This is a genomic window from Campylobacter sp. BCW_4338 (assembly GCF_001763255.1).
Classification (GTDB): domain Bacteria; phylum Campylobacterota; class Campylobacteria; order Campylobacterales; family Campylobacteraceae; genus Campylobacter_D; species Campylobacter_D jejuni.
The window spans coordinates 75,780-87,336 of sequence record NZ_MJYJ01000043.1 but is presented as its reverse complement, the minus strand read 5'-3'; the positions used below and the strand labels follow the sequence as shown (position 1 = coordinate 87,336).

The following is an 11,557-nucleotide window of genomic DNA, read 5'->3' as shown; positions in this document are numbered from 1 at the left end:
CTAGCTGAGAGAACTCAAAAGTCTTTATCTGAAATAGAAGCTAATACTAATTTACTTGTTCAATCTATCAATGATATGGCAGAAAGTATTAAAGAACAAACTGCAGGTATTACTCAAATCAATGATAGCGTAGCACAAATTGATCAAACTACTAAAGATAATGTTGAAATTGCTAATGAATCAGCTATTATTTCTAGTACAGTAAGTGATATAGCTAATAATATCTTAGAAGATGTTAAGAAGAAGAGGTTTTAATTAGTCATTCAAGCCCAAAAAAGGGTTTGAATTTTAAAAATTTATGCTATGATTTTATATATTTTATCAAGGAAAATATATGAATTTATGGGATAAAAAAGCCAAAACTTACACAAGATATCAAAACACTTTAAATACGATACAAAAGCAAACTTTTGAATATTTACAAAATTTAAATATTTCTTTTCAAAATAAAAGCATTATAGATATAGGATGTGGAACTGGGGTTTGGACTTTACACTTAGCTAAAGAAGCTAAAGAAATTTTAGCCCTAGATAGTGCAAATACTATGCTTGAAATTTTACAAGAAGATGCTAAAAAACTAAATCTTAACAATATAAAATGCGAAAATTTGAGCTTTGAAACTTGGATGCAAAACAATCCTAATGCTAAATTTGATCTTGCATTTTTAAGCATGTCTCCTGCTTTACAAAATGAAAAAGATTATGTAAATTTCTTAAATCTAGCTAAAATAAAAATTTATCTTGGTTGGGCTGATTATAGAAAAAGTGATTTTTTAGATCCGATTTTTAAATATTTTAATACCGAATTCAAAGGTTTTTGTAAAAAAGATTTAGAAAGTTATTTGCTAGAAAAAAATATATTTTTTCATAAGATTGTTTTTGATGAAACACGCAAAGTTCAAAGAACGAAAGAAGAGGCTATAGAAAATGCTCTATGGCATTTAAGTATGAACAAAATCACAGCTTCTAAAGAAACTGTAAGTTCTTTTGTTGAAAATGATATTATTGAAACTATAGAATCTAAAATAAAACTTTTAATTATAAATAACTTATAAAAACATTAAGCTTATATTTATTACAATTTCACCGATTATTTTAAAGGAGTTTTTAATGGTTAAAAATTTAATCATCAAATTTGGACGCTTGATTCTTGATGCAATTGCAGCAATAAGTTTTGTTGTAGCTTTGCTTTATTCTCTTTTTATGATGTTTAGTATTGGATTTCTAGCTGGTTTATTGTCACTGATAGTCAGTTTTATTGCTTTATTTTTAAGCTTCTTTGTGATCTATCTTGTTATAGATATCAGAGATACTCTTGTAAATAAAGCTTAAATTTTCCATCTTAAAGGTGGAAATCAATGTTTTAATTGAAATTTTAAAATTTCTCCAGCCATATAAGGCACAACTTGATTGTATTTATCTTCATAAACATTTGGCACTTGCCATTCTTGTTTTTCTAAAGTGATAATTTTGTCATTTTCAAATTTAAGATTATGGATTTTACAAGCATTATCCGAAATAAATTTTTGTAAATTTGTTTCATTTGAATGTTTTTCAAAAAGTTCAACTAATACAGGTAAAATCACTGGGGCGCTAAATACACCTGCGGCACAACCGTAACATTCTTTAGTGTGCAATGGATGAGGCGCGCTATCACTTCCAAACATAACTTTTTCATAACCACTAAAGGCAAGCTCACAAAGTGCTTCTTTATCTTCGTAACGCTTGGCTATAGGCTTACAAAAAAGATGAGGATTCATTTTACCTCCGATAACATCATCTAAAGTGATGATTAAATGATGTAAAGTGATTGTCGCATATAAATTTTCATAATCTTTTAAAAGTTCACATAAAGTTTTAGTGGTAATATGCTCCATAACAATCTTAAGTCGTGGAAAATGTTTGGCTAATTTTTCATAAATTTTAGCAAAATTACTTTCCCTGTCCATTACAAAATCATTTGTTTCACCATGCACTAGCAAAGGAATATTTAAATCACTCATAGCCTCTAAAGTAGGTTTTAAATACTCTATATCAAAACTTGAAACTCCACCATTTGAATTTGTTGTAATTCCTGCTGGATAAAGCTTAATGCCAAAAATTTCATCTTTGGCAATTTGAAGAAATTTCTCATCATAATTTTTAAAAAAAAGCGTCATTAAAGGAGTGAAATTTTCATCTTTACAAGCCTTAAGGATACGCATTTTATAAGCTTTTAGATCTTCTAAATTGCAAAGCGGAGGGATTAAATTTGGCATAATCACAGCTGCACAAAAATCTCTTGCACTAAAAGGTGCGATAAGTTCTAACATTTGATTATCTCTTAAATGCAAATGCATATCTAAAGGATTTTTAAGTATCATTTTTATCTCCTATATTTAGCTGATAAAATCCATTCTTAAGGCGCTTAAAAAGCTTTTTTTCTTCTAAAAATTTAAAAGTAGCAATGATAGTGGGTTTGCTTTGATGTAATTTTTCTTCAAGCTCACTAATTTTAATCATAATAAAACCATTTTCATCGGCATTTTCACATAAAAATTTTAACAATTCAAAACGCTTTTTTCCTAAAATTTCTCGTATTAAATTTTCAAATTTCATAAGTAAATATTATATAAAATAAAGCCCCAAACAAAAAGAGCTAAAAGCACGCTAAAAAACACTGCCGCACTCGCACAATCTTTAGCGATTTTTGCCTTTTCGTGCCATTCATTAGTAACTAAATCAACACAAGCTTCAATAGCCGAATTTAAAGCTTCTATAATTAAGATAAGCATTAAAACACTTACCAATAACAAATGTTCCAAAAAACTAACTTTTAAGAAAAAACTAAAAACTATCGCAGGAATAATAATGCAAAGTTCAATTCTAAACGCCATTTCATTTTTAAATAAAGTAAAAATCCCTTCTAAAGCATATCTTGCGTTATTTAAAAAATGATATTTAGGCTTCATGGATTTGCCTTAAGTTTAGGATTTAATAAATCATATTCTGGTTCATAAACACTTGTTTTTACATCAAAATATCCTAAAAGAGTGCTAAAAAGATTATCTTGAGAAAGTTTTAAACCTTTATGTTCTTTAGCTAAATTCACTAATTTTTCATCATTACTCCAAAAAATAGCAGGAATATGAGTTTGATAACTTGGCGCTATAGCATAAGGCATACCATGAAGATAAATATCATTTTCGCCCAAACTTTCACCATGATCTGAAAGATAGAACAAAGAACTTTCATAATCTTTTTGCTCTTTTAATAGTTTTATAATCTCACTTAAAAGATAGTCTGTGTAAAGTAAAGTATTGTCATAAGTATTGATTAAAGCCTTACTATCACATTTTGAAAGTTCATTGGTATCACAAGTTGGAGTAAATTTTTTAAACTCATTTGGATAGCGTTTATAATAAGTTGGCCCGTGAGAACCTTGCAAATGAAGAACTATTATATTTTGATCACTCAAATGATTTAATTTTTCTTTAAAAGGAGTGAGTAAATTTTCATCCAAGTCACTAGAAAGTTTTTGCTTATAAGCTAATCTATCACAAACTCCTTTACAACCACCAGAATTATTATCAAACCATGCAGCATCTACACCTGTTTTATAAAGTATATCCATGGCATTTTCTTGAAATTCTGAACTTGAATAATCTCTACGCTTGGATATAGAAAACATACAAGGTAAACTTACCGCTGTTGCTGTTCCGCATGATGAAAAATTATCAAAAAAGACTACATTATCTTTTTTGGTATAAAAATTGGTATCATTTTTAGCATATCCACCCAAAGAGTAATTTGCCGCTCTAGCGGTTTCACCCACTACCAAAACTAAAAGTTTTTTAGTGTGATTGTTTTCTCTATAAGCATCATTAGCTATAGTTTTAAATTCTGGTTTAGCTTTTACAAAACGAACATAATAGCGATATACGGCATAAAATTGATAAAAAGGAATATTATACATTCTTATTTCATTATAGTTTCTAAAAAAAGGCAAGAAAGTTTTGCTTAAAGGGATTAAAACTACACTAACCACAATCAAACCTGATATTATATTGATAATTTTAATTTTCATATGGGATTTAAAACTGCCATAATCAATTTTTACTTTAACAACATAAAAAGCCAACAACAAAGCCAAAACAACAAATAAGATCAATTTTAAATTTAACAAATCTTTTACTTCTTTGATATCTGTTTGAACAACATTTTGTATCATATCAGAGTCTATAAGCACTCCATAAAAACTAATGAAATAAACACTTAAAAAAGATGATATTATAAATAATATAGAAAAAAATTTAGTAAAAAACTTTATAAAAAGTAAAGAGCAAACCACGTGAACAAGGGCAAAATAGGCCACAATAAAAACAAAAGTTATAAACCAATTTTGATTGTTTTTTTCATACACAAACTCAAATAAATTAAAATTTAATATTGCAATCATTAAAGAATTTAAGAAAGTAAACCAAAACCAAGTTAATCTAAGCATATAAATCCCACCTTCAAATTTAAGGTTTTAATTTTATTGAATTTTTTTAAATGGATTGTAGTTTTAAATCTTTTTATGTTATGATTTACACTTTTAATGACAATTTTAAGGAAAATAATGAAACTACTTTCATGGAATGTCAATGGCTTAAGAGCCATTTGTGATAAAAATGCACTTGATTGGATAGCACAAGAAAAGATTGATTTTATAGGTTTTCAAGAAATCAAAGCACATGAAGATAAATTTCCTAAAAAAATTTATGAATATCCTTTTAAACACATGTATTTTAATTCTGCCAAAAGAGCGGGATATTCTGGGGTAATGAGTCTTTGTAATTTTGATAGCGAAGTAAAAAAATGTGAATTTTTTGATGATGAAGAAGGCAGGGTTTTAGAACACCGCTTTAAAAATATCGCACTTTTTAATATCTATTTTCCAAATGGTCAAAAAGATGAAGAGCGTTTAAATTTTAAGATGAAATTTTATGCAGATTTTTTAGTGTATTTAGATAAGCTTTTAAAAGATGGGTTTGAAATTATCATTTGTGGTGATGTTAATACCGCTCATAAAGAAATCGATCTTACCCATCCAAAAGCCAATGCCAATACTTCAGGTTTTTTACCTATAGAAAGAGCTTGGATTGATGATTTGCTAAAACTTGGTTTTATAGATACTTTTAGAGAAATTAATGGCGAAATCAAAGAAAAATACTCGTGGTGGAGCTATAGAATGAAAGCAAGAGAAAGAAATGTGGGTTGGAGGATCGATTATTTTTTCATTTCAAAGGGTTTAAAAGATAAACTTAAAAACGCTTTCATAAGAGATGATATTTTTGGCTCTGATCACGCACCTGTAGGCATAGAAATAGATATTTAATATCCCAAAAAATGGGATATTATTTTTTGACAAATTTTTTTGCTTTTTCCCAAAGTCTTACACCGAGCTTTTTAGCTTTTTTGGAATTTAAATCTTTGTATTTTTCACTAGCAATTTTTTCTAATTCAAAAATTTCTTGTTTAAAATGATTTAATTTTCTTTGAGTAAGTTTGTTAAAATCATTAATCTTTGGATTTCTCTTAATATCATTTAAAACTAATATTAGTTGTTCTCTACTTTCACTCGCAAGACGTCTAAATTTAGCAAAAAGATTATCAAATTCATGTTCTAGCAAATTCTCAACTATACTCCTACAAGGATCATTTTGCAGTTGAATCTCTTTTTTTAAAAGAGCAATAAAATCATCTTCTATACCTATTAGTTCTTTGCTTTTTAAACTAACATCTTCTTCAAAATTTGCATAAGTTAATGAAGCTTTAAATTTTTCCATTGCTAAAACAATACCATCTCTTGTGCCTTTAATCACACCTAAACAAAGATCTTTTGCATAAGCCATAGATTCATTAGCTATTTCAAAAGCGGTATTTAAAATAATACTTGAAATTTGTAAAATTCTTTCTTTTTCAAAATGAGCTTCACAAATGGCATTATATACGAGATTTTTAGCTATTTCGCTACTTGTAAGTTCTATATCTTCAGCCTTTTCTAATGTGGTTAAAAAAGCACTTTCAGCAGTTTCTTTTAAAATTCCAAGCATTTCTATATCAAATAAAATAGCATCATTTAAACCACCGCTAAATTCATTACAAAAAGAACATTCTTGTAAAATACTCTCGAATTCAAAAAAATTATCACTGATTTGATTTTTAATCAAATTCTTTTGATTTTCAATCTGTTTGTTTAATAATTCAGCTTCACTAATATACTCATAAAGCGAATTTTGAGCATCTGCGACACTTGCTTTTACGAGAGCCTTAATAACCTTTGAAACATTTTCATCGTCACAAAAATTAAGTTTTTTCAAAATAGTTAAAAATTCAACCAAAAGAGAATTCAAAACTTTTTTTGTTTCATGAGGATTATGTGAAATTTGCTTATATGCAAGATTAAAACTCAAGTCTTCAAGTAAATCACTTGCTTCATCTTTACCGAGATTTGATAAAGAATTTTCAAAAATAATTAAAGTATTTTTCATTTTTCCTTCTTTCTTAAAGTACAAATTTTGCTTTAGCTTTTAATCTATCAAATATATCCAAACGATCTTTTTTGCTATCAACATAAACATTTAATAAATAACTTTGATATTTTCCACTCGCACTTGAATTCGAATACTCAAATTTATATTCTCTTTGACCTAAAATTTCTTGAAAAATTTCACTTGCCCTAACATGCACCTCAAAAATCACCTTATAATCCCAAAAAGTAGGATAATTGATCTGAGGTTCTTTTTTAAGATCGCACAAATTTACCACTTTTGCCTCCTTCTTTGCTTTCAAGCACTATATCCGTAATCCTCATTGATTTATCTACAGCCTTGATCATATCATATATAGTTAAAAGTCCTATACTAACCCCACTTAAAGCTTCCATTTCAACCCCTGTTTTACCTTCACACTTAACTGTTACAATAAGCTTAAATGCACATTCTTTAACAAATTCCACAATATCAGTTTCAACTTTAGAAAGCATTAAAGGATGGCACATAGGAATAATTTCACTTGTTTTTTTAGCCCCTATTATAGCCGCAATAATAGCTGTTTGAAGAACAGGACCTTTTTTTGCGGTATTGTTTTTAATTACATCAAAAGCTTCTTGACTCATATATATCATACCACTAGCTGTGGCTATTCTTGAAGTAATATTTTTATCGCTTACATCTACCATTTTAGGATGATTTTTTTCATCTAAATGACTTAATTTCATAAATTCACCTTTTAAAAAATTATAAAAATTATAGCAAAACCAAACAAATTTAAGATAAAATAAACTTTGTATTTTTATTTAAGGAGAAAACAATGGCTTATGAAGATGAAGAAGATTTAAATTACGATGATTATGAAAACGAAGATGAAGAATATCCACAAAATCACCATAAAAATTATAATTACGATGATGATGATTATGAATACGATGATGATAACAATGATGATGATTTTTATGAGATGGATTAAAATACAAAATTTTCATCTTTAAATTACAAGCAATGTCTTTACAGGGCTTGTAATTTATATCTTAATAATACCCAACGCACATACTCTCAGTGATTTTAATACGCTTTTCAAAAGGGGCTGGACTAAAAAAATGGCATTTTTCTATATAAATATGCTGATGATAATTTAGCCCTAAAAAATCATAAAATTTTTTTAGATTAACAAATTTAATCCCACAAATCTCCTTAAGCTCTAAAAGTTTATAAATAGAAGAATTATTTTTTTCCACTAAATGAGACGGGGCTAATCCAGTAAAAGAACAAAAAGCACTTGCCAATACAAAACCATTTAAATCACTACATTGCCTTAAAGCTTGCTGATGTTTTTCTAAAATGCAATTTCTATGTAAAAATATAATTCTTGTTCCTTGATATCTACCTATTTCTACATTTTTCCAAAATTTATAAGCATTTTTTGAAATTCCAGCAAAACGATGAAATTCAGCGTTTAAAATATAGTGATCTAAAAATTCATTAGGAGGCAAGATTAAACTTTTCATCACTACAATTTAGAGCCCTAAAAGAGCTCTTTAATCTTCTTTGTTTAAATTTTCCTTAGCTTTGCTAGGAAGCTTAGATAAAAGATTATTTAAATCAAAATTAATTCCTTGAGTTTTTGCCTCTTCAAGTAAAGCAACTGCAGCTTTTGCGTTAAATGGAGAAGAGCCATCATGTGGAGCAAAAAGATGATCTGTTATTGCTAGAGCATAAGCGGATTTTTTCACTTCTTCGCGAGCAGCGTGAGGAGTGCGAACAAAACATATACTTTCAATCAAAACATCATCAAAATTCCAACGATGCAATAAAAATCCCAAGAAAGAAATATGATCTACACCTAAAAATTCATTCTCCGCTAAAGCAATATTTTCAATTTTAGTTTCATTTAAAAAAGTTAAAAATTCTTTCTCTCTGTGATTTTGTATAAGAAAATTTGAAAAAATAACAATGCCAAGTCTTAAAAGCATTGCACAAGGAACTAAAAGATGAGAAAGTTTTTTATCTTCATCATTGAGCCAATTTGTGATAAAAGTTGCCTCTTCGTTGCAATTTCTTAAAAAAACTTGAGTATCCAAACCATATGGTGAAACATCTATTTTAAAACTATCTTTAATGGAATCAGCCGTAACTATATTGATGATATTACCAACGCCTAATAAAGTAATCACTTGATTTATGGTTGTAATTTCTCTTGTAAAACCGTAATAAGGAGAATTTGCTAATTGCAAAAGCTTAGCCGTCATCAACGGATCACTTGAAATTATTTCAGCAACTTTCATGGTTTCTATATTTGAATTAGCCTCGCTCACATATTTTCTTAACTTACTTACAGTATCAGGCAAAGGTGGCAAAACTTCGACGCTTTTTAATAAAAGCTCGTTCATATCTCCGATCATATTTAATACATCCTTATTTAATATTCAATGTTCTTCATAGATTTACAATTATATCTAAAATTTAATTTACTTATTGCATTTTTTTATTACTTAAGGTATAATAAAATTACAAATAAATACTGAATTTATGGTATTTTGATTTAGTTAACTAGTAATTAAAAATAGTTTTAATGGAGTTAAATTGATGTTTTTTAATTTTAAAAATAAAAGCTCAACAAAAAAAGAAGAAAGTAAAAAAGTTTTAGAAGCTCTATATCTTCAAGAAAATGAACTTGAAGAAAAATTAAAAAAAATAAATATCAAGCCAAAATTAATCATAGGCTTTGCATCATATCAACTTAATCTAGCGATCATAGGAAATAAGATTCAAAATTCTATAAATGAGCAATGCGATATCATCTTAAGCAGTGCTACTGATTTATTATGCAACCTTGATTCTAACTCAAACATTGAAAACAGTCCCTATAAACAAAATATCCAAGGAATAAGTTTGATGCTTTTTAGTGAGGATATGATAGAAAATCTTTGCACAAATAAAATCAAGCTTTTTAGCAATATAAAAGATTATACAGAAAGAAAAAAACTGATAGAAAAAGAAGTTTTATCTATAAATATACCTTTTGAAGCACACTACACAAATACTTTGCATTATTTAATTTATGATGGTTTAAGTCAAAGCGAAAGTTCTCTTTTAGAACTTTTATACAAACACAACCCCTATCCTTGTGCTTTAGTAGGGGGTGGATCTAGTGGAAATATGGACTTTAGCGGAACATTTATATTTTATAATGGAGAAATATTAAAAAATCAAGCTTTAAGCATACATGTCCAATTTAAACCTAAATACCGTTTTGATTTAATGAAGTCTCAAAATTTTAATCCTCAAAGCAATATCACCTTTACCATACTTGATGCAAGCTTATATGATAGGACGGTACGTGAATTTATTGATAAAAAAACCTTTCAATCCATCAACGCGGTTGAAGCTTTATGCAATTATTTTAACTGTACTTTTGAAGAACTTAAAAATAAAATGCAAGAATATACTTTTGCTTTAAAAATTGGAGAAGACTATCTTATTTCCCCTATGGAAATCAACCCAGATAAAACATTATTTAGTTATTGTGATATAGAAAGCGCTCAAGAATTAAGCTTGCTTAAAAAAACAAATTTTATTGAAGCCATAAAAAAAGATTACGAAAAATTTTCTCTTAATAAACCAAAACCACTAGGAGCAATTTTTAATGATTGTATCTTAAGAAGACTTCACAACAAAGAACATTTAAATCAAATCCATTTTAATGATTTTCCTATAGTTGGTTTTTCTAGTTTTGGGGAAATTTATGGAGTGGGAATTGCAAAAAGTTTAGTGGCAATATTTTTTTATGAAGTTGAAAATTTTAATGATTTCAAACCTAGATATTTAAAAACTTTCATACAAAAATACAGCGATTTTAAATACTATTATCTTAATATAAGAGCTCAAAAACTAGAAATGACAAATGAGATTAATAAAATAATTTTAAATCAACTCAAACAAAATACATCAGAAATTGATAAAAATACAAGTATATTTAAAGAAATTTTTGAAGAACTTGAAAATATAAGAAGAAGTCTTACAACTATTAGTGAAAGTTTTACCAATTTCACTAACTACTTAGAATACAACCTTTACCAAAGCGAAGAAAAAATGAATTTAGAAAAAGAAGTGCAATCTTCTTTGAAAAATATAGATCAATTAAATAGTATTTTAGATCTTATTTCAGGGATTGCTGAACAAACTAGCCTTTTATCTTTAAATGCAGGTATAGAAGCTGCTAGAGCTGGAAAACTTGGTCGTGGATTTGCAGTTGTAGCTGATGAAGTTAGAAAACTTTCAGAAAATACCCAAATGGGTCTAGGTGAAATGGAAGGAGCTATTAAATTAGTTATTCAGACCATACAATCCATTGCAAAAAGTTCCAATTCTAGTACTGAAGAAATGAATTTTATAAGGGATAAATCCAATGAATTTTCCAAAATCATTTCAAATCTTATAAATTCAGGTAAAGAAATTTCAGATAAATTAGAACAAAGAAGCAATGTCAGCGAAGATTTTGAAAAAAATGTAAATCAACTCAAATGTTATGAAGATGTTCTAGCTAAATTAAATCAATATTAAAAAAATAAGAATTTCAAGAATCAAAAATCTTGAAATTCTTACACTAAAAAATTAAAGTGCTTTTTTTGCAGCCTCTGCAATTTTTGCAAAAGCAGCAGCATCATTCATAGCTAAATCTGCCAGAATTTTTCTATCAAGTTCAATGCCTGCTTTTTTGAGACCATTGATAAATCTTGAATAACTTAAATTATTAAGCCTACAAGCAGCATTGATACGCACAATCCAAAGACGACGGAAGTCTCTTTTTTTGCGGCGTCTATCACGATAAGCATAGACTAGACTTCTTTCTAATTGTTCTTTTGCTTTTCTAAAATGTTTGCGGCGTCCACTATAAAAACCACGCGCTAATTTTAAAACTTTTTTATGTCTACGGCGTCTAACAACACCTGTTTTTACTCTTGCCATTTTTATTTCCTTTCATAAAGTGGCGTCCAAATTTGGAGCTTGCCCTTGAAATTTTATTTCAAAAGGGGA

The 11,557-nt window shown here is 28.0% G+C and carries 15 protein-coding genes and 1 pseudogene; 6 read left to right on the top strand and 10 right to left on the bottom strand.

Annotated features, from left to right (window positions below; translation table 11 throughout):
- The 3 genes and pseudogenes from AJN69_RS05255 to AJN69_RS05245 all read left to right on the top strand — a co-directional run.
- On the top strand, nucleotides 1-255 hold a 255-nt coding region (locus AJN69_RS05255), incomplete at its 5' end, for a methyl-accepting chemotaxis protein (RefSeq protein WP_032600453.1).
- Between the two features lie 79 nt (nucleotides 256-334).
- Nucleotides 335-1,054, top strand: a complete 720-nt coding sequence (locus AJN69_RS05250) for a class I SAM-dependent methyltransferase (RefSeq protein ID WP_070287936.1) — start codon at nucleotides 335-337, stop codon at nucleotides 1,052-1,054.
- Nucleotides 1,055-1,109: 55 nt separating this feature from the next.
- A pseudogene (locus AJN69_RS05245) lies at nucleotides 1,110-1,324 on the top strand (hypothetical protein).
- Nucleotides 1,325-1,354: 30 nt separating this feature from the next.
- Here the strand turns inward: AJN69_RS05245 and pyrC are convergent.
- From pyrC to eptC, 4 genes are read right to left on the bottom strand one after another with little or no spacing between them, the layout of a single operon-like run.
- Nucleotides 1,355-2,362 carry a dihydroorotase gene (gene pyrC, locus AJN69_RS05240; protein WP_053872855.1) on the bottom strand — a complete coding sequence of 336 codons (1,008 nt, stop codon included), beginning with the start codon at nucleotides 2,360-2,362 and terminating at the stop codon, nucleotides 1,355-1,357.
- Nucleotides 2,352-2,597: a replication/maintenance protein RepL gene (locus tag AJN69_RS05235; protein WP_002861043.1), complete on the bottom strand. Its 246-nt coding sequence runs from the start codon at nucleotides 2,595-2,597 to the stop codon at nucleotides 2,352-2,354. The genes pyrC and AJN69_RS05235 overlap by 11 nt, the downstream gene beginning before the upstream one ends.
- Entirely contained in the window at nucleotides 2,594-2,950 is a 357-nt protein-coding gene (locus AJN69_RS05230; RefSeq protein ID WP_002861042.1) for a diacylglycerol kinase, read from the bottom strand. The genes AJN69_RS05235 and AJN69_RS05230 overlap by 4 nt, the downstream gene beginning before the upstream one ends.
- Nucleotides 2,947-4,482, bottom strand: a complete 1,536-nt coding sequence (gene eptC / locus AJN69_RS05225; RefSeq protein WP_070210157.1) for a lipid A/FlgG phosphoethanolamine transferase EptC — start codon at nucleotides 4,480-4,482, stop codon at nucleotides 2,947-2,949. Before eptC ends, AJN69_RS05230 begins: the two co-directional genes overlap by 4 nt.
- 117 nt (nucleotides 4,483-4,599) lie before the next feature.
- On the opposite strand from eptC, the gene AJN69_RS05220 reads away from it, so the two are divergent.
- Nucleotides 4,600-5,358 (top strand): exodeoxyribonuclease III, encoded by a 759-nt coding sequence (locus AJN69_RS05220; protein ID WP_002869154.1) that lies wholly within the window; start codon nucleotides 4,600-4,602, stop codon nucleotides 5,356-5,358.
- A gap of 19 nt (nucleotides 5,359-5,377) precedes the next feature.
- On the opposite strand, the gene AJN69_RS05215 is transcribed toward AJN69_RS05220, so the two are convergent.
- The 3 genes from AJN69_RS05215 to moaC are packed head-to-tail and all read right to left on the bottom strand — an operon-like array spanning nucleotide 5,378 to nucleotide 7,242.
- Nucleotides 5,378-6,538 (bottom strand): hypothetical protein, encoded by a 1,161-nt coding sequence (locus AJN69_RS05215; RefSeq protein ID WP_083262290.1) that lies wholly within the window; start codon nucleotides 6,536-6,538, stop codon nucleotides 5,378-5,380.
- Entirely contained in the window at nucleotides 6,528-6,791 is a 264-nt protein-coding gene (locus AJN69_RS05210; RefSeq protein WP_053872749.1) for a DUF493 domain-containing protein, read from the bottom strand. The genes AJN69_RS05215 and AJN69_RS05210 overlap by 11 nt, the downstream gene beginning before the upstream one ends.
- Entirely contained in the window at nucleotides 6,769-7,242 is a 474-nt protein-coding gene (moaC, locus tag AJN69_RS05205; protein ID WP_070210160.1) for a cyclic pyranopterin monophosphate synthase MoaC, read from the bottom strand. Before moaC ends, AJN69_RS05210 begins: the two co-directional genes overlap by 23 nt.
- Nucleotides 7,243-7,334: 92 nt before the next feature.
- Here moaC and AJN69_RS05200 point away from each other — a divergent pair, with 92 nt between their 5' ends.
- On the top strand, nucleotides 7,335-7,490 hold the full coding sequence (locus AJN69_RS05200) for a highly acidic protein (RefSeq protein ID WP_002851965.1): 156 nt from the start codon (nucleotides 7,335-7,337) through the stop codon (nucleotides 7,488-7,490).
- Nucleotides 7,491-7,551: 61 nt separating this feature from the next.
- On the opposite strand, the gene cheQ is transcribed toward AJN69_RS05200, so the two are convergent.
- Both cheQ and cheP read right to left on the bottom strand, forming a co-directional pair.
- Nucleotides 7,552-8,031 (bottom strand): cheVAW transcriptional regulator CheQ, encoded by a 480-nt coding sequence (gene cheQ, locus AJN69_RS05195; protein ID WP_079264411.1) that lies wholly within the window; start codon nucleotides 8,029-8,031, stop codon nucleotides 7,552-7,554.
- Between the two features lie 27 nt (nucleotides 8,032-8,058).
- A complete protein-coding gene (cheP, locus tag AJN69_RS05190; RefSeq protein ID WP_002880896.1) occupies nucleotides 8,059-8,922 on the bottom strand; it encodes a cheVAW transcriptional regulator CheP in 864 nt (287 codons plus the stop codon).
- 184 nt (nucleotides 8,923-9,106) lie between these two features.
- Here cheP and AJN69_RS10610 point away from each other — a divergent pair, with 184 nt between their 5' ends.
- Complete coding sequence (locus tag AJN69_RS10610; protein ID WP_002880897.1) at nucleotides 9,107-11,083, top strand: methyl-accepting chemotaxis protein; 1,977 nt, start codon at nucleotides 9,107-9,109, stop codon at nucleotides 11,081-11,083.
- A gap of 51 nt (nucleotides 11,084-11,134) precedes the next feature.
- Here AJN69_RS10610 and rplT read toward each other — a convergent pair whose 3' ends face one another.
- On the bottom strand, nucleotides 11,135-11,488 hold the full coding sequence (gene rplT / locus AJN69_RS05175) for a 50S ribosomal protein L20 (RefSeq protein WP_002880898.1): 354 nt from the start codon (nucleotides 11,486-11,488) through the stop codon (nucleotides 11,135-11,137).
- Nucleotides 11,489-11,557: the final 69 nt, after the last annotated feature.